This is a genomic window from Novosphingobium sp. SG754 (assembly GCF_013149315.1).
In the GTDB taxonomy this organism is placed as follows: Bacteria; Pseudomonadota; Alphaproteobacteria; order Sphingomonadales; family Sphingomonadaceae; genus Novosphingobium; species Novosphingobium capsulatum.
This window is the reverse complement of sequence record NZ_JABGCC010000007.1, coordinates 181,481-205,227: the sequence shown is the minus strand read 5'-3', so window position 1 is coordinate 205,227 and position 23,747 is coordinate 181,481. Positions and strand designations below refer to the sequence as shown.

The following is a 23,747-nucleotide window of genomic DNA, read 5'->3' as shown; positions in this document are numbered from 1 at the left end:
GGATGCCTAAGTTTGCGATCTGAGATGTCTGCTATTCCGATCTGCCACCCTAAGAGGAGACTTTCCGGTCAGTCCGCCGAATCTGCGTATGGCGACTACACCAAAAGGGCGCATTTACAGGTTTAGACCACCACGCCCCGCGTAGGAAACACCGGCCCCCGCACAGCCATAGCCGCAACGTCATAAGGTCGCTGCAGCGCGACGATCTCTTCATAGCTCCCCCGCAGCCAGGTGTCATGGTCCTCGGGCCGCAGGATCGTGACCATCGCCTTGGGGTGGATGGGCGCAACCAGCCCATTGGGATCGCAGGTCACCATGGTAAAACCATAGCCCTCGGCTGTCGCCTGCCAAAAACCAGCCACGGCAAAGATCGGCTGATCCGTAACCGAGAACCACATCTCGCCCTTGAGCGGCGGCTTGCCGTCGCCCAGATCATGCTTGTCGGGCGTGAACTCCGCGAACTCGGTTAGCGGAACGAGACAACGGTTGGCTTGCTTCTCGGCGAGCTTGCGCCACTGCGGTAGACCAAGCTGACGCACATTGGTCATCGGCCAGGCCGCCTTGCCGCCCCGAACATCCCAGGTCATCACGTCCCAACCACGCTCACCATTATCGCGCTCACGGATCACATAATTGCGGCTCTTGGGTCGAAGCTCCTGGGGATTGAAGCGATTGTCGCGCGGTCGCTCGCCAAACAGCTTATTGGCGGCCCCGAACAGGGCTTCCGGCTCACCAGCGAAACGGGCACGATTACACATGGGCCAATCCTATCAGCGGGCAGGGAAGGACAAGCACCCCACCTCATCGAAAGTCACGCGTTCTCACCTTGATCCCCTCGGTCGGCTGCCCCGGGATGATCCCGGAGCCAAGAGCAAGGTCGGGATCAAACATATTCCGGGCGGGGCGCCCAAGCGGTCGTTCCTCGGGATCGCGGCGATCTGGCCCGCTACCATGTTTGACCACATCGGCGCGGCCTACGGGATAGATCCCGCCAGCGTCTCCACGCCCGCCAACGCTTGCGAGCAGCGGGGAGAGATCATCGAGCCGCTGCGCCACGACATGGATGACATCGCCCTCGCGCTGCACCTGGCCGCGCACGCCGATCATGCTGGCACCCAGCACGACCTGGCGGTGCTTTTCGAAGAGGCTAGGCCAGACGACGAGATTGGCCACGCCCGTCTCGTCCTCCAAGGTGATAAACATGACGCCCTTGGCCGAGCCGGGCTTCTGACGGATCAGAACGATGCCAGCGAGATTGATCCAGCGCCCGTCTTTCAGATGGACAAGATCTCCGCAGCCTACCATCTTAAGCGCCTGAAGGTCGGCGCGCAGGAAGGAAACCGGATGGGCTTTGAGCGACAGGTTGGTGGTGCGATAGTCTTCCACCACTTCTTCCCCCTCCCGCATCGCCACTAGCTTAACCTCAGGCTCGATCGCTTCCCCGCGTAGCTTGCCCGCCCGTTCATCACTGGCCACAAAGAGGGGGAGGGGCGCATCACCCAGCCCCTTGACCGACCACAGGCCTTTGCGCCGTGAGAGGTCGAGCGAGCCGAAACCGTCGGCCTGCCCGATGCGCTCCAGCGCCCGCCCGCTGACCAGCGCCCGGCGCTGAATTTCCTCGACCGAGCCATAGGGCTCATCGCGCCGCGCCAGCACGATGGCCGCCCCATCGGCGTTCTTGAGGTCACGCACCATGCACAGACCGAGGCGAACGGCCAGATAGCGCTTGCCGGTGGGCTCCAACGTGCAGTCCCATCGGCTGTGGTTCACATCGACAGGCCGGACCTCGACGCCATGCTCGCGCGCGTCGCGCACGATCTGGGCCGGGGCATAGAAGCCCATGGGCTGGGCATTGAGCAGCGCTGCGCAGAACACATCGGGATGGTGGCATTTCATCCAGGCGCTGGCATAGGCGATGAGCGCGAAAGAGGCGGCATGGCTTTCGGGAAAGCCGTAGGAGCCAAAGCCCTCGATCTGGGTAAAGGTCTTTTCCGCGAAATCGGCGGTGTAACCGCGCGCCACCATCCCGTCGATCAGCTTGTCCCGGAAATGCGAGACCCCGCCCGTCAGTTTGAAGGTCGCCATCGCCCGGCGCAACAGGTCGGCCTCGCTGGCGGTAAAGCCCGCACATTCGATGGCAACGCGCATCGCCTGTTCCTGAAACAGCGGCACGCCCAGCGTCTTTTCCAGCACCCGGCGCAGTTCCTCGGTAGGATAGGTGATCGTCTCCTTGCCTTCCCTACGCCGCAGATAGGGATGGACCATATCGCCCTGGATCGGGCCGGGCCGGACGATGGCGACCTGCACCACCAGATCGTAGAAGGTGGTCGGCTTGATCCGGGGCAGCATCGCCATCTGCGCCCGGCTCTCGATCTGGAAGGTGCCCAGCGTATCGGCCTTGCGGATCATGGCATAGGTCCTGGGGTCTTCCCGTGGGATGGTGGCAAGATCCAGCGTGATGCCCTTGCTGTCCTCAAGCAGCACGAAAGCCCGGCGCATACAGCCCAGCATGCCGAGGCCGAGCACGTCGACCTTCATCAGACCCAGCGCGTCGATGTCATCCTTGTCCCATTCGATGATCTGCCGGTTTTCCATGGCGGCAGGCTCGATGGGCACCAGCTCGTCGAGCCGGTCATGGCTCAGGACAAATCCGCCGGGATGCTGGGAGGTATGGCGCGGCGTGTTGATGAGCGCGCTGGCAAGCTCAAGCGTGAGTTGAAGCCGCCGGTCCTCAAGATCGAGATTGAGCGCCTGCGCGTGCTTCTCCTCCACGCCATCCCGACTCCAGCCCCACACCTGGCCTGAGAGGGCGGTGCAGATGTCTTCGCTCAGGCCCAGCGCCTTGCCCACGTCGCGCACCGCGCCCCTGGCCCGGAAACGGGTGATGACGGCGGTGAGGGCAGCCCGATCACGGCCATAGGTCTCATAGATCCACTGGATGACCTCCTCGCGCCGCTCATGCTCGAAATCCACATCGATGTCGGGCGGCTCGCGCCGCTCGGCGCTGACGAAGCGCTCAAAGAGCAATTCGGACTGCACCGGGTCGATCGAAGTGATGCCCAACACGAAGCACACCGCCGAATTGGCGGCGCTGCCGCGCCCCTGACACAGGATGCCCCGGCTGCGCGCGAAACGGACGATCGAGTGGACGGTGAGGAAGTAGGGGGCATAGGCTAGTTCGGCGATAAGCTTCAGCTCATGCAGCAATTGCCCGCGCACCTTGTCGGACACGCCCTGCGGATAGCGCTCCGGGGCCTTTTTCCAGGTCAGCCGCTCCAACTCCTGCTGCGGCGTCAGACCCTGATCGCCCACCTCGTCGGGATAGGTGTAGGTCAGTTCACCCAGATCGAAGCTGCAGCGCCGGGCGATCTCGACGCTGCGATGCACCGGGGTAACATCGCCCAGATAGCGGCGGAAGAGTCGCTCCATCTCATCGGCCGTCTTGAAATCACGATCAGCGAAGCGCTCGCGCCGCTTGCCCAGTGTGTCGATCGTACAGCCCTCGCGGATGCACGTCACCACGTCCTGCAACATGCGCCGGTCCGGGCTGTGATAAAGCACGTCGCCGGTCGCCACCGTGGGCACGCGCGCGGCGGCGGCCTGCGCCGCCAGATCGCGCAGGCGAATGGCATCCTTCGGGCGTCGCCGCAGCGTCAACGCCATATAGGCCCGGTTTCCGAAAAGCCGGGCCAGGCGCTGGAGCGCCTGCTCATTGGCAGCATCGGCGCCATCGGGCACTAGGATGGCGATCAGCCCTTCGTGCCAGTCCTCCAGATCCGCCCAATGGAGATGGCAGGCGCCCTTGCCGGCACGACGCTTGCCGATCGTCAGCAGCCGCGAGAGGCGGGCATAGGCCGGCTTGTCCGTCGGATAGATCAACAGGGAGGTGCCGCAGACCAGATCGAGCCGGGCGCCCGGCATCGTGCGGATGCCAGTCACCTTCTGCGCATCCCAAGCCCGCACCAGTCCGCCAAAACTGTTGCGGTCGGTGATGCCGATCGCAGGCAGGCCGAGATTGGCTGCGGCGGTGGCCAATTCCTCGGGCGAGGAGGCGCCGCGCAGGAAGCTGAAATGGGTGGTGACCTGCAACTCGACATAGCGGGCGTCGGCCAATGGATCGGCACCTTCGCTCATGCGAAGGCGCCATGGATGAACCAGCTCATAGGACCTGTGACGGCCTGGGTGCCGTCACCGAGGCGATAGATCCAGTACCGACCGCCCTCGGTGGTCTCGACCTGGAAATAGTCGCGCACCGACAGCGGCGTCTCGACCTCCAGTCCGCCCGCCTGCCACCACTCGCCATGCAGGCGCTCGGGGCCATCGGCGCGGGCGACGCGGTAACGCTTGCCGCGCCAGATGAACATGGCGGGCGGATGATCGGGCAGCATGGCCGTGACCTCAACCCGCTCGGGCGGCACGATCATGCGCGAAGGGCGGGGCAAGGCGGCATCCCAGCCTTCGGGCGCGGCGCGACTGAGCGGCGGCACAAGGTCGATCTCGCGCTCGGGCATGCTGCTGGCGCGCGCGGTGGCCTGATAAAGCTGGCGGGCGCCAAAGCGATTGGCCAGCGCATCGATCAGCGCCGGAAGGTCGGGGCCGCGCCGGGCCGACAGCGCATCGGCCTGCGCCCCCGCCAGCGGCTCGGTCAGCGGCGCCACCAGCGTCATGGCCTCGACCCCCAAGCCGGGCTCAATGGTGTCGATCTTCTGGCCGAGCAGCTTGGCCAGATGCTCTGGATCGCGAGAGGGCTTGGCCGTGCCGATGCGGATCGCTTGCCAATGGCCATCGACCCGCTCGCAGAGCAGATCGAGATGGCGCGCGCCGAGCCCGGCGCGCAGCAACACGGCGGCAAGATCACGGCTCAAGTCGCCCATGACATGGGCAAAGGCGTCGGCGGTGCCGATGGGTTCGAGCAACGAGCGCCGCACGCGCGGGACGCTGGGTGCGAAAATCGGTTCGATCGGCTCGGGCAGATGGCCCAGCGCCTGATCGAGTCGCTTGTGGAGCTGAAGCCCGAAGCGTTTGGCCAGCGGCGCGCGGGCCGCCGCGATCAGCTGTTCGATCCGCTCGAACCCCATGCGCCGCAGCTCATCGGCCACACCGCGCTCAAGCCGCAGCGCATGGACGGGCAGGATCGCCAGCACCGCGCGAGTCTTGCCCCGCTCCACAATCGTCGGACGCCCTGATGGGACCTGTCGCGCCACGGCGTGAGCGCAGCCAGCAGTGTCCGCGACCGCAAGCTGAGCATGCAGGCCTGAGGCGAGCACCCGGCGATAAAGGTGCTTCACCAGCAACGCTTCGCCGCCAAAGCGCTCGGCGCAGCCGGTGATGTCGATCCAGATGCCATCGGGCGGATCGGACGCGGCAACTGGCGAGTAATGCCGCGTTGCCCAAAGCGCCAGGCGCTTGAGCCCTGCGAAATCGCCTTCCAGATCGGCGTCGACCACGACCAGCTCGGGCGCAAAGCCGCGTGCTTTGGTCAAAGTCATGCCGGGACGGATACCCAGCGCCAGCGCAGCCGCGTCAACCGCTGCAATCACGCGGCGGCCATGATCGGGGAGCGCGGTAACGAGCGGGGCTGTTGCCAAAGACGTGGGCTGGTCAGGCTGCTGCCTGAGCTTCCTGACGATCCGATCGGTCGACCAGTTCGGCAGGAAGAGCGAGACGACCCGTCGCATCGCAGCCCTCCATGATCCAAAGATGGGGTTCGCCGCCGCGTACCCGTTCCAGCGCCACTTCCCAGCGCGGGCGGGCAAGGCTCGGAATGTCCAGCGCTTCGCTGGGATGGGCGCGCACGCGCCAGCGCGTGACAGCGGCTGAGCCGGAAGCCGGGGCATCGAGCGGGAGCGCGCGGCGAAACACAAAGGCGGGGACGCCCGACTTTTCGGCAGCGAGCTGGAGACGTTTCGAAGCCGTGGTCGAGAGGGCTTTGACCTCGCCTACGACGCCGCCGAGGCCCGAATGGCGCAGGCATTCCTCCATGGCGGTGAGCACATTCACATCGCTGCCCGCCTCGACATAGATCACCCTGTCCGGGGTCAAGCCCGCCAGATCGAGGGCTGGGGCGAAGAGATCGCGCCAGCGCAGGCACCAGAAGACCGGCCCCTGCACACGCGCAAGGATTCCTGCGAGAAAGACAGTCGCCGCAGCGTCATCAGCAAGGGCATGGCTGCCCGCCATTTCGTGCAGCGCACCGCTGGACAGCCCGCCGCCCGGCAGGTGACGGTCAATGGTATCGAGTCCAAACGGCAACACCGTTCCGGCCACTGCTTTGCCCTCGATTGTGGCGATTTGTTCGCGCAATTGGTCAAGGATTGTGGACGGACGCATGGCACGATGAAGACTCTGAAGCGTGACGTTGTTCCTCTAATGTTCTATTCGGCGCCGACGTAAGTCAAGGCCCGCAACGTCGGCCTTGTTCTATTTATGTTCCAATGCTAGGCAAGCCGCTCCCAAAGCGTGGCAACGGGCTTAGGCAACTCCTGACTATCCTGTTGATTTCTTCGGAGGCTTGGTGATCAGCGGGGAGGTGATGTGAGATGGCAGACTTATCCACGGATCTCTTCGGGTTGCCGCTGCTGCCGGGCCTCACCGCCGCCAATGCCTTCATCTCGGCTGAGGAAGAACGCGCGCTGATCGATCACATCGATGGCCTGAGCCTCACGCCTTTCCGGTTTCAGGGTTGGGAAGGCAAGCGCCTTACCACCTCGTTTGGCTGGAGCTACGATTTCGACAAAGGCATGGCTGCCGCTGCCCCGCCGATGCCCGACTGGTTGCTGGCCATCAGGGAGCGGGCGGGCGACTTTGCGGGTCTTCCTCCAGAGGATCTCGTGCAGGCCCTGCTGATCCGCTACGATCCGGGAGCCGGCATTGGCTGGCATCGCGATCGCCCGATCTTCGAGCACGTCATCGGCATTTCGCTCGGCGAGCCGGCCGTGATGCGGTTTCGTAAGCGTCTCGAAAAGGCCTTTGGCCGGGTGTCCGCCCCGCTGGCGCCGCGCTCGATTTATCATCTGAGCGGGGAAGCGCGCCATGGCTGGGAGCACAGCATCGCCGAGATGGAAAAGACGCGCTGGTCGATCACCTTGCGCAGCCTATCGGAGAAAGGTCGACGGGAACTCTCCCTGCGGCCCTGATCCGTCCTGCCAGATCGCGGCTGTTCAGGTGTTCTGCGGCCCAGCCCACGGACCGGCGCCTGGTTCACGCGGTGCGTGCGTCGCGCCGACCGGCGGATTGGCATCCAAGCAGCGTTTGAATTGTTTAGTCCCTATGGTCAACAAACGCGCACTGAAGGTTTTCCGTACCTCTGCGGGCTTCGAGGACGTCTATATTGCCGCCCCCAGTCAAAAGGCGGCGCTCGAGGCGTGGGGCGCCAGGCGCAACCTCTTTGCGCAGGGGGCGGCCGAGATTGTGACGGACCCTGAACTGGCGAAGGCGGCGCTGGCTCATCCAGGCCAAGTGCTGCGCGTCTCACGCGGCACAACCGCCGAACATCTGGCGGCGGCAAGAACGTCCAGCTCAACTAAGGCTAAAGCAACTCCGCCGGAGAGGGCGAAGGAAAAGCAGAGCCCGCCCAAGCCAAAGCCTCGGCCCAATCGCGAAAAGCTGGACGCGGCCCGCGCCGGGTTGGAGCGCAGGCAGAAGGAGTTTGAAACTGCAGAGACGAAGCTGGTGAAGGAAATTGAGGTGCTCAAAGCGCAGTTGGCTGAACGGAAACGCGAGAACGGCAAGGAGCTTGCTCGCCTGTGTGAAGGCGTCGAGGAACAAGAGCGCCTTTACCGCAGGGCCTTGGCGGACTGGGAGAGATAGGCCAGTTGTGGACGTTCAGCGCGTCACGGCCTCGTATGTCAGACGAACGCCGTCGATTTGGTCAGCTCTTTCGAATACGCGAGATTTGCCGGCGTATCTGACATGCAGGTGGTCTGCTGCCAACCACTTCATCTCAGCCCAAGGGCTGCCCCATTTGCCCGCTGCGGCTGCCCCATGATCATCATCTGCACGGAATGCATTGCCAGCGCTGCTGGGCTGATTTCCGGAAGCAGATACGGAAATCTGTGTCGAAAAGTCGGTCGTCGCTCCGCAGTCACGTTGGAATAATGCAGCGCTGTGTCGCCCATCCGGAGCGATTGCCCTTGTGACAAGGGTGCTTGTGCATGATTCCGAGCATCCGCCAACTAGCAGTGGCAGCGCAATGAGGAACAATTTCATCTGGCTAAGCTACTCGAAGGCACTCCTCCGTCAACGACCGTTTTCCACCCAAATCGAGCCATTGCTGGCCCGCAGGGCCTGCGATGGCGGCTCGCGCCCAAAAGCAGCGGGCTTGGCGCATCCTCAACGCAAACCCTCGGCGCGCTATTCGTCGGATGGATCGCCTTCGTAATCGGCAAGAGCTGCCTCCACCATCGCCCGCCAGACCACGGCATTGCCGGCATTGGCCATCACGATATCGGGCTCGCGCAGCGTTTTGAGGATGGCGACCGCCTGGCCGATGTAGAGATGCCATTCCCTTTCGACCTCATCGCCCGCAGAGGCTTCGTAGCCTTCCCCGTTCACGCTGAGGCGCTCGGCGGCAAGAACCCGGGCAATCCGTTCCACCGCGCTCAATTTCGAAATGGGCATGTCACCTTCCTTTGCGCTGTCGACCTTCTGCGGCCGGTCCCGATGAAATGGTCAAAGCGTCGCCTTGTTTCCCTGTCGATTGAGGGACGCAGACGTTGTGACATGGCCGTGGGGGCTGGTCCAGGACCACGCAGCGGCCGCGTGAGCGGGGCGTGGGGGGCCGAAATCCACAGGATTTTGGGGGAACCGCGCATCCTTGACGCGATCGGCCGAACCCATGTCATCCTGAAAAGACCCGAGTAAGCAGGACCCCGCAATGCCGCCTAAGAAGGCTCGAGCCGGGCTCGATGCCCGGTTTGGGCCTCGCGGCGGGCGGCGCGCGGCCATCGTCTATTCGCTGATCCAGACCTGCAAGCTCAACGATGTCGATCCGCAAGCCTGGCTCGCCGATGTGCTGGCCCGCATCGCGGAATGTCCGGTTAGCAGACTGCCGGACCTGCTTCCGTGGAACTGGCAGCCACAGAGGGCCTGACTTCGCCTTTGTAAGCCGTCCTGTCAGCAAGATCCGTACTGGAACAGACATCCTTGCGGACATAGCAGAGTTCGATCAGATTGATCTCATGAAACTGCCACAACATCGCGACGACGAACCCGAATGGATTCAGGTCCAACGTCGTCGCATGTTCAATGATTCTGGACGAGAAATCTGGTTCGCACGGGTTATGTGGAGCTACATGCCCGCGCATTGGAAGGGAGTGGTTTATCCCGTCGCATCGATCGCAACTGTAGCGCCGCTGTGCATTTTTTTGTCAAAGCAATACGGCGACTTCGGCTTCGTCCCGTTGATCTTGGCATGGGCCTATTTGATGTGGTTTTGCGAACGTCATTCTCCCACGCGACATTAGGCCACCGAGGCGAGTACAGCCAAAGCGGCCTTCACCGTATGGCTACCTATCGGACGTCGTCGACCCGATAGAACATGGGATTGCGCATCCATTCACGGATGGCGGATTCGCGCCAGCCTGTGCAGCGCGTGGCGATGCGGACCTGCTTAGGAAAAGTACCCGCCTGGATCTTGCGGTAGAGAGTGGCGCGGGTCAGGCCGGTGCGATCGAGCACGGCGTTGAGACGCAGGATGCGGTCCGGGGGCTGTTCAGTCATGGCTTGGTCTTCCTGTGCTGTGGTTGGTTTTCTTGCTCCTTCCTCGTGAGATTTGCTGGTCTGCGGTTTGCGTCAAGAGTGCCGAAAACGGTGCCAATGCGCCGATTTTACGCCAGTTGACCCCGGGGTGTCCGTTCCTACCCCAGGCTGCGAAAAAGAAATTTTGGGGCTCGTGCAGATTATGTCTCAGGCCGTCTCGGCCTGATCGCGCTCTCCTTCCGCTGCGCTCCAGCCGAGCCGGCTGCGCCGTCTCGTCGGCAGAGCCGGTACGATCGCTGACACCTGGCTCGGCCTTTGCTGGCCGTGCCTGTCGGTCCGCTTTTGCGGCCCTCCGATCGTCGCCGCGCTTTGGTTGCGCGGCGGTGTCTGCCTCGGCTCCGAGGTGACGGGGGGCGTCACGGCCCTGTAGCCCCGCCGCGACGGGGTGCAACCCGGCCCGCTGCGCGGCTCCGGGTGCTCCACGCTGTTGCGCCCTTCGGTGCACCCCGCCGCCTGATGCGGGGCTCTTGGTCCGCTCCTGCCGCCCCCCGCCACCCCGGCGCCGGGCCATGGCGGTTTAAGGAGCTTGAAGATCATGAGCACCGTGAACACGAGCGAACGCCAGTCCCTCTATGTCGAGGTGACCTACCGCATCATTGCCGAACTCGAAGCCGGGCGCCTGCCCTGGGTGCAGCCGTGGGACGCCAGCCGCTGTCCTTGCACGCTGCCCCACAATGCCGGTTCGGGCCGGACCTATTCAGGCATAAACATTCTCATTCTCTGGACCTCTGCCATTGAGCAGGGCTTTTCCTCGCAGCGCTGGCTGACCTATCGCCAGGCCGAAGCGGCCGGGGGCCATGTCCGGCGCGGCGAGAAGGGCACGGTGGTCTGCTATGCCGATCGCTTCACCCCGCGCGAGGAAGCCGCCAAGGCCAGGGACGAAGACCGCGAAGCGCGCACGGTGGCCTTTCTCAAGCGCTTTACCGTGTTCAACCTCGACCAGTGCGAGGGCTTGCCCGACGATATGATTGCCCCGGTGGCGCCGATCGCGCCCGAGCTGGCGATTGCCGGCACGGATCGCGTGATCCAGAACAGCGGGGTAACCTTTCGCATCGGTGGCGGGGAGGCGTTCTATTCCCCCACGCATGACGTGGTGCAGGTGCCGCCCCAGGCTGCCTTCCTCGAGCCGATCAACTGGTTCCGCACGGCATTGCACGAACTCGGTCACGCGACAGGCCACAAGAGTCGGCTGGATCGGGACCAGACCGGCGAGTTCGGTTCCGCGTCCTACGCAAAAGAGGAACTTGTCGCGGAAATGGCCAGTGCCTTTGCCTGCGCGGCGCTGGGCATTGTGCCGACCGTGCGGCACGCCGACTATATTGGCGCATGGCTGGAAGTGCTGTGCGCCGACGAGAAGGCGATCTTCCGGGCTGCCAGTGCGGCCAGCAAGGCGGCCGACTTCCTCCTGGCCTGTGGGGAGGACCGGCCATGAGCCGGCCTCTCCCGCCAGAATGGGGCACGCCCGTCCTGCCGACCCTGTCGCCGCGCGCGTTCTGGCGCCGAGGGCAACGCGGTCTGCGTCGGATGACCAAGCGGCAGCGGGATATTTCCCGAGCCGTGCGCTTCGAGGGCGCCAGCTATGCCGAACTGGCCACGCGCCATGGCATCAGTGTCGAGGCGGTGCAGGCCGAGCTGGCCAAGGCCCTCTCCACGCTGGCCCGCGCGGTCTATGGGCACTGGTGGCAGCGCTGGTGGCCATGGTGAAAAATTCAGGCCGCCCGATGACTTGCCATCGGGCGGCCATCGCGACAGGGTGCCACGTCATGCGCAGCGATCTCGACCATCTTCCCGCCAACAAGCAGCGCGAGCTGGAACGCGTGGTGCAGATCGTCTTCGAGGAATTCGAGGACGCGCTGGCCCTGGCTTCGCACGAGTGGAAGAAGAAGGGCCGCATTCTCAAGGTCATTCTCTACGGCAGCTACGCGCGCGGCGGCTGGGTCGACGAGCCGCACACCGCCAAGGGCTACCAGTCGGACTATGACCTGCTGATCATCGTCAACGACAAGCGGCTGACCGACCGGGTCAAGTACTGGGCCAAGGTCGATGACCGGCTGATGCGCGAGTACGGCATTGCCGGCACGATCAAGACGCCGGTCAACTTCATCGTCCACACCCTGCAGGAGGTGAACGATGGGCTGGCCCATGGGCGCTACTTCTTCATGGACGTGGCCCGCGATGGCATCGCGCTCTACCAGAGCGATGATACCGAATTGCATCAGCCCAAGCCCAAGACGCCGCATGCGGCGCTAGCCATGGCCCAGGAGTATTTTGAGGAGTGGTACCCAACGGGCGGCGAGTTTTTCGATAACTTCAGGTTCAATCTTGAGCAGCAGCGCGTTAACAACGCCGCGTTCCAGCTGCATCAAGCGACTGAACGTCTTTATCATACGGTTCTGCTGGTTGTGACCTTCTACACCCCGCACGTCCACAATCTGGCGTTCCTGCGCACCCAGGCCGAGCGGCTGGACGTCCGGCTTGTCCACGTCTGGCCCAGCGACAACCGCAAGCAGCGGGCGATGTTCGAGAAACTCAAGGAAGCCTACGTCAAGGCACGCTATTCCAAGCACTACCGGATCACCGAAGAGGAACTGGCTTGGCTGGGCGAGCAGGTCGAGGAACTCGGCCGCGTGGTTCACGCCATCTGTTCGGAACGCATCGCCCAGTTGGAGGCGACGGCGCGGCAGGCGGGCTAGCGGCCGGCATTTGAAATCGGCGGTCTTGTTGCGGGCGCATCTAAACAAGCGGGGTGAACGATGGAGCAGGCCCTTGTCGCGTCACTCGAAGCGGTGGCGGATGTCATGGAGAACGCCCAGGATCCCTGGTGGATTATCGCGAGTGCGGCGGTCGCGTTGCATGGCGCCGATCCCGGGCCTGTCGGGGACGTCGATGTCCTTCTCAGTCTTCGCGATGCACGGCGCATAATACCCACGTTGGGACTTGCCCTGCATCAGGGCTCTCATCATGCCGAATTCCGCTCGACCATTTTTGCAACGTGGCGCGAGCCGCCACTGCCGGTTGAATTCATGGCCGGCTTCCATCACTGCCAGGGTGGTCGCTGGCGCGCCATCGTTCCGGCAACGTGCCAGCGGATCGCGTTGGACGGCAAGACTTTGTTCGTTCCCGATCGCGCCGAGCTGGGGAGTATCTTGCAGTCGTTCGGCCGCCCCAAGGACCTCGCACGGGCAGCTCGTCTCGCTGCGCTTTCTGCGTGAGGCCTGCCGTCCGCAGTTGCACCGGCAGTCACAAGACGTGTCGCGTAACCTGTGACTGCCGGTACAGCAAAAGCTATAGCAGATCGTGCGCGTCTGTGAATTGGTTTCCTCCGAAATGGCGATACCGGGAAGAGGCTTGCCGAGCTGTCTATTACAGCAATCCATTTAACGCCCAATCGAATGACGACGTCCCATATGCCCGTCTTGTCTGTTGATCAGAATTGGTTCGACGCCCCTTTATAAGTCGGCGAAGAGTTACGGTACGTGATGGTGATTTGAGCGGGCGAGGTTCTGCCTGATCTCGGGCTGACATTCAGCAAGCCGTGCGGTCGTCAGCACTGCTATCCGCCGCCACCGTCGCTGCCTTATAGGATGTGCCGATGCGGGGTGGCTGCTTGGTTGGCGCTGCTATTCAGTCGTCCGCCGCCTGACTTACTCCGATTGCATCGACCAGCATTGCGGCCAGCGCTTCTTCTGCGCGGGCGCGTGCCGCCGGATCCTTGGCCGCCAGATCGTTGCGAAGCCACTGCGGTGCGCGTTCGATCACGCCGAGAATGCGGGTCTTGGTCTTGTCGTCCATGCATGTCCCTATGGCGACGCGGCTGGCGCGGGGCAATGCGCTGGAGACGGGTTGTGGAACGCGCGTTGCCGGCTGCTCAGTCTTGGTTCTCGGTATCGGCAAACGCCCGCTGTCCGCGCCGCCGCCACAGCGTCAGTTGGTTGCCGGTCTCGTCGGTTCGCAGCTTCGCCGCTGCCTCGACCAGCAGGCCGAAGATGACGGCGCGATCATCATCGGTCAGTTCGACGAGGCCCGCCTTGGCGATCAGCCCGCCCAGCTCAATTAATTGCCGCGTGCGCTCGCGGCGCTTCATCTGCCACGCCCTTGTGTCATGTCGCGCCTGTTTCAGGGTCAGGCGATGGTGGGCGCTGGTCGTGCGGCGCTGCTGGTTGCGCGTTGCCACCAGCGCGTTGGCCAGTCGCCTGTTCGGCCCGCTCGCCAGAAAAGAACGCGGCGCCGCGTTTGCGCCATGCCTCCCGTCGTTGCGGATCAGTGATGGCGGCGATCGACAGCAGCGCGCCGGCCAGTTCCTCGATGGTGAGGTTGTCGGCGCCGGTCGCCTCGACCAGTTCGCCAAGCTGGCTCTGCTTGCGAGCCTTGAGTTGCTTGGCCTTGGCCGTGAGCGCCTTGAGGTCCTCGTCATAGTTGCGGGGCTTGCGCATGTCTGGTGTCCTGTGACGGCGATCTGTTGCACCGCGAGGCCCTCCAGTTATCGGTCTTGACGATCAATGCCAATTCCCTGAAACCTCATGGGATTCCGCCGTCCCGAGAATGATGAAATCTTTTGAGGGCGCGCTTATACGTCGTGCCGACGTGCGCTTTTAGGCGTATCTGGTGTGTCGCCATGGCGATCTACCACTTCTCGGCCAAAGTTGTTTCGCGCGGTGGCGGCTCGAGCGCCGTGGCCGCCGCTGCCTATCGCTCGGCCGATCGGCTCTATGATGCGCGGCTCGATCGGCACCACGATTTCTCCAACAAGACCGGCGTCGTGCACAGCGAAGTCATGCTGCCCGACGGCGCGCCCGAGGAATGGCGCGACCGGGCGAAGCTGTGGAACGACGTCGAAGCGGTGGAAGTGCGCAAGGACGCGCAACTGGCGCGCGAGATCGAGTTCGCCATTCCCCGCGAGATGAGCCAGGCCGATGGCATCGCGCTGGCGCGGAACTTTGTGCAAAAGGAGTTTGTCGACCGGGGCATGGTTGCCGATCTCAATGTGCACTGGGATGTCGGACCGGACGGCCTCGCCAAGCCGCATGCCCATGTGATGCTGTCGATGCGCGAAGTTGGATCGGATGGCTTCGGCGCCAAGGTGCGCGAGTGGAACAAGACCGAGCTCTTGACCCACTGGCGCGAAGCCTGGGCCGAACACGTCAACGAACGGCTGGCCCAGCTCGATATCGACGCGCGGATCGATCACCGGAGTCTGGAGGCGCAGGGCATCGACCTGGAGCCGCAGAACAAGATCGGCCCGGCCGCTGCGCGCATGGCGCAGGAAGGCCTGGTGCGCGAGCGGCTGGAAGAGCATTTTGCCATCGCCAGGAGCAATGGCGAGAAGATCCTCGAAAACCCCGGCATCGCGCTCGATGCCATCACCCACCAACAGGCCACGTTTACCGATCGCGATCTCGCCAAGTTCGTGCACCGGCACAGCGAGGGCAAAGACCAGTTCGACGCCGTGCTGGCGGCGGTGCGGGGCTCGCCCGATCTGGTGCGCTTGGGGCCAGATGGACGCGGCGAGGAGCGCTTCACTTCGCGCGCCATGCTCGAGACCGAACAGCGGCTCGAGGTGGCCACGGCGAGGCTCGACGCTGAGCGCTATCATGGCGTGCCGGCGCGTCATCTGAATGCCGCGCTGGATCGCGCTGAAGCGCGCGGCCTGGTGCTGTCGGTCGAGCAGCACCATGCGCTCAAGCATGTCACCGGCGGTAGCGGTATTGCCAACGTGATCGGCTATGCCGGCACCGGCAAAAGCGCGATGCTGGGCGTTGCGCGCGAGGCCTGGGAGAAAGCCGGCTACGATGTACGTGGCATTGCCCTCTCCGGTATTGCCGCCGAGAACCTGGAAAACGGCTCGGGCATTGCCTCGCGCACCATTGCCAGTCTCGAGCACCAGTGGGCGCAGGGACGCGAGACCCTTGAACCCAATTCTATCCTGGTGATCGACGAAGCCGGGATGATCGGCACGCGCCAGATGGAACGTGTGATCAGCACGGCCCAGCAACAGGGCGCCAAGGTCGTGCTGGTCGGCGATCCTCAGCAACTCCAGGCCATCGAAGCCGGCGCGGCCTTCCGTAGCTTGGCCGAGCGGCATGGCGCCGTCGAGATCACCGAAGTGCGGCGGCAGGCCGAGGAATGGCAGCGCGATGCCACGCGGCAGCTGGCAACCGGAAGAACTGGTGAGGCGATCGAAGCCTATCACGCCGCCGGTCTGGTGGTGGAATCACGCACCCGCGAATCGGCGCGCGATGCGCTGATCGAGCGCTGGGATGCCGATCGGCAGGCCCATCCCGAGGCCAGCCGGCTTATTCTCACCCATACCAATGCAGAATGCGATGAACTGAATGCGCAGGCCCGGGACCGCCTGCGCGATCATGGCACGCTGGGTACCGATGTCGCGGTCGAGACCACCCGTGGCACGCGCTTGTTTGCCGAGCAGGACCGCATCATGTTCCTGCGCAACGAACGCGAACTGGGTGTGAAGAATGGCATGTTGGGCACCATCGAGCGGGTTGATCGCACCGGCATGGCGGTGCGGCTCGACGATGGCCGCGCCGTGGCGTTCGACCACAAGGACTATGCTGACCTCACCCACGGCTACGCGGCCACGGTGCACAAGGCGCAAGGGGCCACGCTTGACCGGGTCCATGTCCTGGCCACGCCAGGGCTCGATCGCCATGGCGCCTATGTCGCGCTCTCGCGGCATCGTGATCATGTCGAGCTCCATTACGCCAGGACCGACTTTGCTTATCGCGAGCGGCTGGCCGCGCTGCTGTCGCGCGACCGGTCCAAGGACATGGTGCGGGATTATGCCGGCAAGGAACAAGAACAACGAGCACGCAAAGCCGAGCCGGCGCTACAGCCACCCGCCAGCACGGAGCAAGCCGAACGCAAGCAGGGTCGCTTTGCCGGGCTGCGGCTCAGCGTGCCCAGTTTTGCCAGGCCGCTTGCCCAGGACCAGCAGGCACAGCGCGATCCAACGAAGCCGGCCCTGGCAGCAGCGCAGCAGATCGATCCGAAGCCCAGCCTCGAGCAGGCGGTCGAGCGCTATGCCCGCGCCACGGCGGAGATCGACCGCATGACCAGACAGCAGCTCCCCGCGCTCGAATACCAGAAGACCGCGCAGGTCCGCGCCGCCCAGGCGCTGGATGCACTGCACGGCGGCAGTGCGCGCGATCTCGACACGGCCTTCCAGCGTAATCCGAGCCTCATGGTCGAGGCCTCGTCGGCCGCACCGGCAGTGCCGTTCGCGCCATGCAGCTCGAAGCCGAGATTCGCGCCAATCCCGAACTGCGCGCCGATCGCTTCGTTCAGTCCTGGCAGCAGTTGCAGGACCAGCGCGGCCGTCTCACCGGCAGCAGCAACCACGAGGCGCGCCAGCAGGTGGAAGGCCAGATGCGCGCCATGGCCAAGGGCCTGGAGAAGGACCATGAACTGGGCAATGCCCTCAGCAAGCGCGGGAACCAGCTGATCGGCAGGCAATGGTCGCGGGAATGGTCGCCAGGCGTCAGTGGCCATGACATCAGCGAGGCCGCTCGGACCAGGTCGATCGCCCAGCAACTGACCCACTCGCTTGACCGTGGGCGTGATCGGGGGATGGGGCTATGACCGACAATTCTGCCAACCACGCAAACGCCCAGGTCGGCCTCGACCGTCCCGAAGTCGCGTTCGAGGAGAATTCCTGTACTTGTAATGAGGAAGCTAAGTTGAGTCGTTTTTTAAAAATTTCAAAGCAGAATTATTCTGAGGCCCCGATGCCCGTTCCGCTACATGAGTAAAAATACCTTCTTAAAGGAGAATCAGCAGATCCCGGAATCCGAGTAGCGCCATCCACACTTGAACGGGCTCAGAGTGCTCGTCTTTTGAAGTTAAGGTGGCTTGGTGAGGACGCAAAACTGTCGTAGATCTGTATCGCTGGGATGACGCGGATCTCGACGACCAGGCTAGAGCCGAATGGCATCAGCTTATGCCACGGTTCATTCCCACATTTGGCAAGCCGAGCCTGAACTGCAACGTACTGGTATCACTATGCGAATTTCGGATCGGGATCTGAGGTTAAAACGTTGACCACTTACGCGCATTCGAGACAGGGCGAGCCAGATGCAAACTGGGAGCCTCTGGAGCATCATCTCTCGGCCGTCGGACAGCGAGCCGAGCGTTTCGCGGCGTGGTTTGGCGGCGGCGTCTTGGCCCGGGCCATGGGATTGCTACATGACATCGGCAAGTCTTCGGCGGCCTATCAGGCCTATATCCGGCGGCCTGCCGATGCGGGTGGGGCCAAAGGTCCGGATCACAGCACGGCCGGCGCGCAGCAGGCATGCGCGCTATACGGGCCTGCCTATGGGCGGTTGCTCGCGTTCGGGATTGCCGGCCATCACGCCGGGCTGATGAATGGCAGCGGATATGAAGGGGTAACCTTATCCACCCGGCTCGCCAAGACAGTTGAGAATTACGCTGGCTGGCAGGATCACATTATCGGCTTGCCCTCTGCCGAGGAACTGAAGCAGTCATTCGTGGCGCCGCGCGAGAACGGCATCGACAAGGGGTTTTCCGCCCCGTTTCTGGCGCGCATGCTGTTTTCCAGCCTGGTCGATGCCGACTTTCTGGAAACAGAGGCCTTTTACGCCAATGGCCAACCGCCGCAGCGGGGCGGGTGCTTGCAACCGGCGCATCTCGCCACGCTGCGCGCCTATCTGGCCGGGCATCGCCGCGACGATAGCGAAGTCAACCGGCTGCGCTCGCGCATTCTCGACCATGCCAATGCCAAGGCCGAACTGGCGCCAGGCCTGTTTACCCTGACCGTGCCGACCGGCGGCGGCAAGACGCTCACCTCGCTCAGCTTTGCCATGGAGCATGCCGCGCGGCATGGTCTGCGCCGGATCGTTTATGTCATTCCCTTCACCTCGATCATCGAGCAGACCGCCGCGATCTTTCGCGATGACGTGGGCCTTGGCGATGCCGTGCTTGAGCATCACGCCAGCTTCGACTGGGACCAGCGCCGCCCGCCCAGCGATGACGAGGACGGCGAAGGCGCGGGCGGCCTCGCCAAGTTGCGCCTGGACGCGGAAAACTGGGATGCGCCGGTGGTGGTGACCACGGCGGTGCAGTTCTTTGAAAGCCTGTTTGCCGCGCGCACCAGCCAGGCGCGCAAGCTGCACAATCTGGCCCACAGCGTGATCGTGCTGGACGAGGCGCAATCCATCCCCGTTCATCTGTTGCGCCCGTGCATGGCCGCGATCGAGGAACTGGCCCGCAATTATGGTGCCAGCGTGATCCTGTGCACGGCCACGCAGCCTGCGTTGCGGGTGCAGGATGGCGCTTTGCCGTTGCGCGACGATAAATCCCTTGATGGCCTGGATATTCCCGAAGACCGCGAACTCGCGCCCGATCCGGCCGATCTCTATCGCCGCTTGCGCCGCGTGGCGGTGGACTGGCGCCAGGCTCCCGTGGCCGACGAGGAAATCGCCGCCCGCTTTGCCCAGGCGCCGCAGATGCTCTGCGTGGTCAACAGCCGCGCCCATGCGCAGGCCCTGTTCGCCCGCTTGCGCGCGGAAGAGCAGGAGGGGGCCGCGCACCTGACCACGCTGATGTGTGCGCGCCATCGGCGGAAAGTGCTGGCCCGTCTGCGCGAGGATTTGCGGCTGGGCAAGCCGGTGCGGCTGGTTTCGACCAGTCTGATCGAGGCAGGGGTGGACATCAGCTTTCCCGAAGTGTGGCGCGGGGCAGCCGGGCTGTTCAGCGTGGCGCAGGCCGCCGGCCGCTGCAACCGCAGCGGCGAACTGGGCGCTTTGGGCGAAGCGTTCGGCAAAGTGGTGCTGTTCGAATCCGCTGACCATGCCACGCCCCGGATGATCGAGGCATTCTATGCCCCGGCGCGCATGGTGCTGCGCCGGGGGCCGGACGATCCGCTCGGCCTTGATGCGGTGCGCGCCTATTACGAGGAACTGTATTTTCGGAAGGGCCATGCTGCGCTTGATGCCGCGCTGCTGGATGGGGCCGCGTATCCCATTGTCGAAAAGCTCCGGCTGGGCGGGCGTGGGCAGACTTGGCCATTTGCTGATGTAGCCCGGGCCTTTCGCATGATCGACGATGCGATGGACCCCATCATCGTTCGGTTCGATGATGCTGCCAAGCAGGCTGTTGACTCCCTCTATCATGCTCCGGTGCCCCCAGCGGGCGTGTCGCGGTTGTTGCAGCAATATGTCGTGCCTGTTCCCGCGCGAGTTCGAGCCGCTATGATCGCGCTGGGCGCGGTGCAATGCATCCGGCCGGAAGACTATGGCGACCGCTTTGCCGTGCTGGAAAACCGCGCGCTTTATGATGATGAGCACACAGGGCTGCGGCTGGATGATCCGACCTGGCGGGATGCAGAGGTGAATATCATGTAAAGTTCCAAAATGGATGTTTTATCAGGCCTAAAATTCAACTATATCCAATCAAGTCATTTGGTTGCATTGATGGGATGGGTATAGTCGCTCTGTCATCTTCAAAATGAAGATATTCCGGCGCGAAGGGGGCACATGGGAATTCGGCTGCATGTCTGGGGCGAGCGGGCCTGTTTCACGCGCCCGGAACTCAAGGTTGAGCGTGTCAGCTATGACGTGATCACCCCTTCGGCGGCGCGCGGCATTCTCGAAGCCATACACTGGAAGCCGGCGATCCGCTGGCATGTCGATCGCATTCACGTGCTGCGACCGATCCGGTTCCAGTCGTTCCGGCGCAACGAGGTGGGCGCCAAGATCAGCGCCCGCAACGCCGCCAGCGCGATGGAGCGGGGCACCACGCAGGGGCTGGGCCTGGCCGTGGATGAAAACCGCCAGCAGCGCGCCACGCTGGCGCTGATCGATGTGGCCTATGTGATCGAGGCGCATTTCACCCTCACCGACCGCGCCGGGCCGGAAGACAGCGCGGCCAAGCACATCTCCATGTTCAACCGCCGGGCCGAGCAGGGGCAGTGCTTTCACCGCCCGTGCTTGGGCACGCGCGAATTCGCGGCAGACTTTGCGCTGGTGCCTGAGGGGGGCGCTTTGCCGGTGTGCGAACTGGCGTCGGACAAGCGGGATCAGGACTTCGGCTGGATGCTGCACGATATCGATTTCGACCACGGCAACACCTCGCGCTTTTACCGCGCGATGATGCGCGATGGCGTGATCGACGTGAACGCCTGCCTGGCAGAAGGATCGGCGCGATGACCATGCTTCAGGCGCTGGATGGCTATTACCATCGCCTGGCCGCCCGCAACCTGGTGACGGCACCGGGGTGGAGCGCGGAAAAATTCGGCTGGTGCATCGTGATCGATGCCGATGGCGAGCCGGTGGATGTTTACGATCTTCACGACGTTTCGGGCAAGAAAGCGCGACCGACGCTGCATTCGGTACCCGCCGCGATCAAGCGCACGGTAGGCATCGCGCCCAATTTCCTGTGGGACAAGACCGCCTATGTCTTGGGCTGCACGGCGGGGGAGGGCAAGCGCACCGCGCAGGAACACGCTGCGTTCGTGCAGCATCACCGCGAACGACTGACCGAGCAGACGGACGAAGGCCTGGTGGCGCTGCTGCGCTTTCTGGAGCGGTGGACGCCCGAGCGGTTTGATGCTGCGCCGTTCAAGGCCGGTATGCTGGATGCCAACGTGTTGTTCCGCTTGCAGGATGACACGGATTACATCCATCAGCGCCCGGCGGCGCGGGCCTTAGTGGGCACCGGTGCGGCAGCGGCTGACGAGGGGGACGGCATTGTCTGCCTCGTCACAGGCGAGCAGGGCGCGCTGGCCCGGCTGCACCCCACCATCAAAGGCGTGGAGGGCGCGCAAACCGCTGGTGCGTCGCTCGTCTCGTTCAATCTTGATGCCTTCACGTCGATGGGCAAGGACCAAGGGGCCAATGCGCCGACCAGCGAGGCGGCGGCGTTCCGCTATGGCACCGCGCTAAACCACTTGCTCACGCGCGATGGCCCCAACCGGGTCAAGCGCCCGATCGGCGATGCCACCGTGGTGTTCTGGGCCGATGCCAGCGATGCAAGGGTGGCCGAGGATGCCGAAACGCTATTCGGCGGTGCGCTCGATCCGCCCGAGGATGCCGTAGAGGCCGAGAAGATCGGCAGGACAATGGCCGCTGTTGCCCAGGGACGCGCCATAGCCGAATTGCGCCCCGAACTGTTGGAAGGCACCCGGTTCCATGTGCTGGGCCTGTCGCCGAATGCCGCGCGGCTGTCTGTGCGGTTTTGGTTGGCCGACGATTTTTCGTTCTTTGCCGAAAACCTCGCTCGGCATTTTGCTGACCTACGGATCGAACCCTTGCCCCATGGCTGGAACGGGGCGCCGGCTGTCAACCGCTTGCTGGCGCAGACCACCGCCTTGCAGAGCAAGTTCGAGAATATCCCGCCCCTCCTGGCCGGCGAAGTCATGCGCGCGGTGCTGACTGGCACGCGCTATCCGCAAAGCCTGCTTGCCGCGGTGATCACGCGGCTGCGCGCTGGGGAGGCGGCCAACATCGGCTGGCACGCGGCCGTGCTTCGGGCCGTCCTCGTCCGCGCGCGGCGCTTATCCCACCCCCATCGTGCCATTTCCGCAAAAGGAGAAGTGCCTGTGGCGCTCGATCGAGAGCATCGCAACATCGGCTATCTGTTGGGCCGATTGTTTGCCGTCTATGAACTGGCGCAAGTCGCCGCGCTGGGGCGCGGGGTCAAGGCGACGATGCGCGACAAGTATTTCGCCAGCGCCGCCGCCACGCCCGCCACGGTGTTTCCGATGGTGATCGCCCATGGCCAAAACCACCTGTCCAAGGCGCGCAAGACGCCCAAATCGGCGGGCTGGGCCTATCTGATCGAGCAGGAACTGAACGCGATCATCAATCAGATTGAACCCGCCCAGCCGCACAGCCTGCCCCGGTCGCTGCGGCTGGAGGACCAGGCCGAATTCGCCATCGGCTATTACCACCAGCGCAGCGCCAAGCTGAAGAGCGACAAGGGCGAGGAAATCAGCCTAGCGGACGCGGACTCCGCTGCCGGCGAAGAGGGGGATGAAGGATGAGCACACCCGTTACCAACCGCTATGAATTCGTCCTGTTCTTCGATGTGACGAACGGCAATCCCAATGGCGATCCCGATGCCGGGAACATGCCCCGGCTCGATCCGGAAACCAACCAGGGGCTGGTGTCGGACGTGGCGCTTAAGCGCAAGGTGCGCAACTATGTGGCGCTAGCCTCTGGCAATCGGATCTACATGACCGAAGGATCGACGCTCAATCTGCACCATGATGAAGCGTGGAAGGCGGTCATGCCCGAGGTAACCAAGGCAGACGAGAAGAAGAAGCTGCCCAAGGAAGAGGCAAAGGCGCGGGCATTGACGCAATGGATGTGCGCCAATTTCTGGGATATCCGCACGTTCGGCGCGGTCATGTCCACCGGGGTTAATGCCGGGCAGGTGCGCGGGCCGGTGCAGTTTTCGTTCGCGCGCTCGGTGGAGCCGATCCTGCCGCTGGAAGTGTCGATCACGCGCATGGCCGCCACGACCGAGGCCGATGCCGAGGCCAAGGGCGGACGCACCATGGGGCGCAAGCATATCGTGCCCTATGGCCTCTATCGCGCGCATGGCTATGTCTCGGCGCCCCTGGCTTCGCACCCCAGCAAGGGCACGGGCTTTTCCGAGGATGACCTCGAATTGCTGTGGCAGGCGCTCGACCAGATGTTCGACCATGATCGCTCTGCCGCGCGCGGGGAAATGGCCACGCGCAAGCTGATCTTGTTCCGCCACGACAGCGCCCTGGGCAATGCCCGTGCGCAAAGCCTGTTCGACCGGGTGAGCGTGGAACGGATCTATCAGGGGCAGCCTTATGTGATCGGCAGCGAGGGCACCGGAAACTTGCCGCCCGCGCGCCACTGGTCCGACTATCGCGTGTCGATCGATCGCGCCGATCTGCCGCAGGGCGTGGAAATCATCGAGCGGTGAAAAATGGGCTTCGGATCAATGATCCGGAGCCCATAAGCTCTTTCAAAGGAGCAATA

The 23,747-nt window shown here is 63.8% G+C and carries 19 protein-coding genes and 2 pseudogenes; 12 read left to right on the top strand and 9 right to left on the bottom strand.

The features are described from left to right. Positions 1-122 precede the first annotated feature (122 nt). From FHW97_RS17595 to FHW97_RS17580, 4 genes are read right to left on the bottom strand one after another with little or no spacing between them, the layout of a single operon-like run. Complete coding sequence (locus FHW97_RS17595) at positions 123-758, bottom strand: SOS response-associated peptidase family protein (RefSeq protein WP_168353086.1); 636 nt, start codon at positions 756-758, stop codon at positions 123-125. Between the two features lie 43 nt (positions 759-801). After that, a complete protein-coding gene (locus tag FHW97_RS17590; RefSeq protein WP_168353085.1) occupies positions 802-4,134 on the bottom strand; it encodes an error-prone DNA polymerase in 3,333 nt (1,110 codons plus the stop codon). Further along, positions 4,131-5,678 (bottom strand): DUF6504 family protein, encoded by a 1,548-nt coding sequence (locus tag FHW97_RS17585; RefSeq protein WP_168353084.1) that lies wholly within the window; start codon positions 5,676-5,678, stop codon positions 4,131-4,133. The genes FHW97_RS17590 and FHW97_RS17585 overlap by 4 nt, the downstream gene beginning before the upstream one ends. Next, the gene (locus FHW97_RS17580; RefSeq protein ID WP_168353083.1) at positions 5,602-6,330 is read right to left on the bottom strand and encodes an ImuA family protein; all 729 of its coding nucleotides are present in this window, start codon (positions 6,328-6,330) and stop codon (positions 5,602-5,604) included. Before FHW97_RS17580 ends, FHW97_RS17585 begins: the two co-directional genes overlap by 77 nt. 209 nt (positions 6,331-6,539) lie before the next feature. Between FHW97_RS17580 and FHW97_RS17575 the strand changes: the two genes are divergently transcribed. Together FHW97_RS17575 and FHW97_RS17570 are read left to right on the top strand one after the other, a co-directional pair. Beyond that, entirely contained in the window at positions 6,540-7,136 is a 597-nt protein-coding gene (locus FHW97_RS17575) for an alpha-ketoglutarate-dependent dioxygenase AlkB (protein WP_168353082.1), read from the top strand. A 133-nt stretch (positions 7,137-7,269) separates the two neighbouring features. After that, positions 7,270-7,809 (top strand): hypothetical protein, encoded by a 540-nt coding sequence (locus FHW97_RS17570; RefSeq protein WP_168353081.1) that lies wholly within the window; start codon positions 7,270-7,272, stop codon positions 7,807-7,809. 543 nt (positions 7,810-8,352) lie between these two features. On the opposite strand, the gene FHW97_RS17565 is transcribed toward FHW97_RS17570, so the two are convergent. After that, positions 8,353-8,619, bottom strand: a complete 267-nt coding sequence (locus FHW97_RS17565; RefSeq protein ID WP_168353080.1) for a hypothetical protein — start codon at positions 8,617-8,619, stop codon at positions 8,353-8,355. A 304-nt stretch (positions 8,620-8,923) separates the two neighbouring features. Between FHW97_RS17565 and FHW97_RS17560 the strand changes: the two are divergent. Continuing rightward, positions 8,924-9,091: pseudogene (locus tag FHW97_RS17560) on the top strand (transposase domain-containing protein); the annotation flags it as partial. 419 nt (positions 9,092-9,510) lie between these two features. Here FHW97_RS17560 and FHW97_RS17555 read toward each other — a convergent pair. Continuing rightward, a complete protein-coding gene (locus FHW97_RS17555; RefSeq protein ID WP_028657410.1) occupies positions 9,511-9,720 on the bottom strand; it encodes an AlpA family transcriptional regulator in 210 nt (69 codons plus the stop codon). Positions 9,721-10,294: 574 nt separating this feature from the next. Here FHW97_RS17555 and FHW97_RS17550 point away from each other — a divergent pair. Genes FHW97_RS17550 through FHW97_RS17535 form a run of 4 tightly spaced genes read left to right on the top strand, consistent with a single transcriptional unit; the run spans position 10,295 to position 12,971 of the window. Then, entirely contained in the window at positions 10,295-11,191 is an 897-nt protein-coding gene (locus FHW97_RS17550) for an ArdC family protein (RefSeq protein WP_168353079.1), read from the top strand. Then, on the top strand, positions 11,188-11,463 hold the full coding sequence (locus tag FHW97_RS17545) for a sigma factor-like helix-turn-helix DNA-binding protein (protein ID WP_168353078.1): 276 nt from the start codon (positions 11,188-11,190) through the stop codon (positions 11,461-11,463). Before FHW97_RS17550 ends, FHW97_RS17545 begins: the two co-directional genes overlap by 4 nt. Positions 11,464-11,522: 59 nt before the next feature. Then, a complete protein-coding gene (locus FHW97_RS17540; RefSeq protein WP_168353077.1) occupies positions 11,523-12,452 on the top strand; it encodes a nucleotidyltransferase and HEPN domain-containing protein in 930 nt (309 codons plus the stop codon). Between the two features lie 60 nt (positions 12,453-12,512). Continuing rightward, positions 12,513-12,971, top strand: coding sequence for a hypothetical protein (locus tag FHW97_RS17535; protein WP_168353076.1), 459 nt, complete (start codon positions 12,513-12,515; stop codon positions 12,969-12,971). Positions 12,972-13,383: 412 nt separating this feature from the next. Here FHW97_RS17535 and FHW97_RS17530 read toward each other — a convergent pair whose 3' ends face one another. The 3 genes from FHW97_RS17530 to FHW97_RS17520 form a co-directional block, all read right to left on the bottom strand. Beyond that, a complete protein-coding gene (locus FHW97_RS17530) occupies positions 13,384-13,551 on the bottom strand; it encodes a DUF6771 family protein (RefSeq protein ID WP_168353075.1) in 168 nt (55 codons plus the stop codon). 76 nt (positions 13,552-13,627) lie between these two features. Then, positions 13,628-13,843: a conjugal transfer protein TraD gene (locus FHW97_RS17525; protein WP_168353074.1), complete on the bottom strand. Its 216-nt coding sequence runs from the start codon at positions 13,841-13,843 to the stop codon at positions 13,628-13,630. A gap of 16 nt (positions 13,844-13,859) precedes the next feature. Continuing rightward, positions 13,860-14,192, bottom strand: coding sequence for a conjugal transfer protein TraD (locus tag FHW97_RS17520; RefSeq protein ID WP_168353073.1), 333 nt, complete (start codon positions 14,190-14,192; stop codon positions 13,860-13,862). A 182-nt stretch (positions 14,193-14,374) separates the two neighbouring features. Here FHW97_RS17520 and traA point away from each other — a divergent pair. The 5 genes and pseudogenes from traA to cas7c all read left to right on the top strand — a co-directional run bounded on the left by traA (position 14,375) and on the right by cas7c (position 23,691). Then, positions 14,375-17,355 (top strand): annotated as a pseudogene (gene traA / locus FHW97_RS17515) (Ti-type conjugative transfer relaxase TraA). 455 nt (positions 17,356-17,810) lie between these two features. Further along, positions 17,811-20,135, top strand: a complete 2,325-nt coding sequence (locus FHW97_RS17510) for a CRISPR-associated endonuclease Cas3'' (protein ID WP_168353071.1) — start codon at positions 17,811-17,813, stop codon at positions 20,133-20,135. A gap of 132 nt (positions 20,136-20,267) precedes the next feature. Then, positions 20,268-20,939 (top strand): type I-C CRISPR-associated protein Cas5c, encoded by a 672-nt coding sequence (gene cas5c / locus FHW97_RS17505; RefSeq protein ID WP_168353070.1) that lies wholly within the window; start codon positions 20,268-20,270, stop codon positions 20,937-20,939. After that, complete coding sequence (gene cas8c, locus FHW97_RS17500; protein WP_168353069.1) at positions 20,936-22,774, top strand: type I-C CRISPR-associated protein Cas8c/Csd1; 1,839 nt, start codon at positions 20,936-20,938, stop codon at positions 22,772-22,774. The genes cas5c and cas8c overlap by 4 nt, the downstream gene beginning before the upstream one ends. Next, positions 22,771-23,691: a type I-C CRISPR-associated protein Cas7/Csd2 gene (gene cas7c / locus FHW97_RS17495; RefSeq protein WP_168353068.1), complete on the top strand. Its 921-nt coding sequence runs from the start codon at positions 22,771-22,773 to the stop codon at positions 23,689-23,691. The genes cas8c and cas7c overlap by 4 nt, the downstream gene beginning before the upstream one ends. The last annotated feature ends 56 nt before the right edge of the window (positions 23,692-23,747 follow it).

Bases quoted from the DNA above. Each gene is read 5' to 3' on its own strand.
- FHW97_RS17595 (WP_168353086.1), bottom strand. From the start codon at position 758: ATGTGTAATCGTGCCCGTTTCGCTGGTGAGCCGGAAGCCCTGTTCGGG.
- FHW97_RS17590 (WP_168353085.1), bottom strand. From the start codon at position 4,134: ATGAGCGAAGGTGCCGATCCATTGGCCGACGCCCGCTATGTCGAGTTG.
- FHW97_RS17585 (WP_168353084.1), bottom strand. From the start codon at position 5,678: ATGCGACGGGTCGTCTCGCTCTTCCTGCCGAACTGGTCGACCGATCGG.
- FHW97_RS17580 (WP_168353083.1), bottom strand. From the start codon at position 6,330: ATGCGTCCGTCCACAATCCTTGACCAATTGCGCGAACAAATCGCCACA.
- FHW97_RS17575 (WP_168353082.1), top strand. From the start codon at position 6,540: ATGGCAGACTTATCCACGGATCTCTTCGGGTTGCCGCTGCTGCCGGGC.
- FHW97_RS17570 (WP_168353081.1), top strand. From the start codon at position 7,270: ATGGTCAACAAACGCGCACTGAAGGTTTTCCGTACCTCTGCGGGCTTC.
- FHW97_RS17565 (WP_168353080.1), bottom strand. From the start codon at position 8,619: ATGCCCATTTCGAAATTGAGCGCGGTGGAACGGATTGCCCGGGTTCTT.
- FHW97_RS17555 (WP_028657410.1), bottom strand. From the start codon at position 9,720: ATGACTGAACAGCCCCCGGACCGCATCCTGCGTCTCAACGCCGTGCTC.
- FHW97_RS17550 (WP_168353079.1), top strand. From the start codon at position 10,295: ATGAGCACCGTGAACACGAGCGAACGCCAGTCCCTCTATGTCGAGGTG.
- FHW97_RS17545 (WP_168353078.1), top strand. From the start codon at position 11,188: ATGAGCCGGCCTCTCCCGCCAGAATGGGGCACGCCCGTCCTGCCGACC.
- FHW97_RS17540 (WP_168353077.1), top strand. From the start codon at position 11,523: ATGCGCAGCGATCTCGACCATCTTCCCGCCAACAAGCAGCGCGAGCTG.
- FHW97_RS17535 (WP_168353076.1), top strand. From the start codon at position 12,513: ATGGAGCAGGCCCTTGTCGCGTCACTCGAAGCGGTGGCGGATGTCATG.
- FHW97_RS17530 (WP_168353075.1), bottom strand. From the start codon at position 13,551: ATGGACGACAAGACCAAGACCCGCATTCTCGGCGTGATCGAACGCGCA.
- FHW97_RS17525 (WP_168353074.1), bottom strand. From the start codon at position 13,843: ATGAAGCGCCGCGAGCGCACGCGGCAATTAATTGAGCTGGGCGGGCTG.
- FHW97_RS17520 (WP_168353073.1), bottom strand. From the start codon at position 14,192: ATGCGCAAGCCCCGCAACTATGACGAGGACCTCAAGGCGCTCACGGCC.
- cas5c (WP_168353070.1), top strand. From the start codon at position 20,268: ATGGGAATTCGGCTGCATGTCTGGGGCGAGCGGGCCTGTTTCACGCGC.
- cas8c (WP_168353069.1), top strand. From the start codon at position 20,936: ATGACCATGCTTCAGGCGCTGGATGGCTATTACCATCGCCTGGCCGCC.
- cas7c (WP_168353068.1), top strand. From the start codon at position 22,771: ATGAGCACACCCGTTACCAACCGCTATGAATTCGTCCTGTTCTTCGAT.